The organism is Cellulosilyticum ruminicola JCM 14822, assembly GCF_001311925.1.
Taxonomy (GTDB): Bacteria; Bacillota; Clostridia; order Lachnospirales; family Cellulosilyticaceae; genus Cellulosilyticum; species Cellulosilyticum ruminicola.
Genome location: NZ_BBCG01000193.1, coordinates 1 through 522, shown reverse-complemented (window position 1 = coordinate 522; position 522 = coordinate 1). Strand labels below are relative to the sequence as shown.

The 522-nt window shown below is 33.3% G+C and carries 1 protein-coding gene; it reads right to left on the bottom strand.

The genetic code is table 11. The features are described from left to right. Positions 1 to 10 precede the first annotated feature (10 nt). The coding region (locus JCM14822_RS18850; RefSeq protein ID WP_157047923.1) for an IS982 family transposase at positions 11 to 522 on the bottom strand (512 nt) is incomplete at its 5' end.

Genomic DNA, 522 nt, shown 5'->3' with positions numbered 1-522 from the left:
ATCAGTATATTTATCCAAATATTAAATGTTTAATCTGTGCTGTTGCTTTATTACCAAGACACTTATTTATGAAACAAGATATGTTATGTCCTAGAATTTTGCTTTGAAGTCTAGCTTTTAGAGCACTAAACGAGTTTGCTAGAACTTGATTAACATGAAATTGCTCAGCTAACTGTGAAAAAGTAGTTTCAATGCGTCTTCTATGTTTACTAATCCAATTTCTCAAGTCTTTTGGGTAGGGATTTTTGCTGTTATTTCGTTTTAAAGCCAATAGCGTTATGCTTTTTTCCTGCTTTAGTTCCTCAGCAAACTGATCACCAATATATCCTTTGTCACCTAGTATGATAGGTTGATAAGTATCATGGAACATCTCCCAAAGGATTACCCTATCATCTACATTTGCAGCTGTTATTTCAATATCGGTGATATAACCTTCTAGAGTAACTGCAGCATGAAGTTTTAGACCGTAGTAAGTTTCTTTTTTAGAAGCACAATAGCCGTAAGATGAAATATCTTTGAATC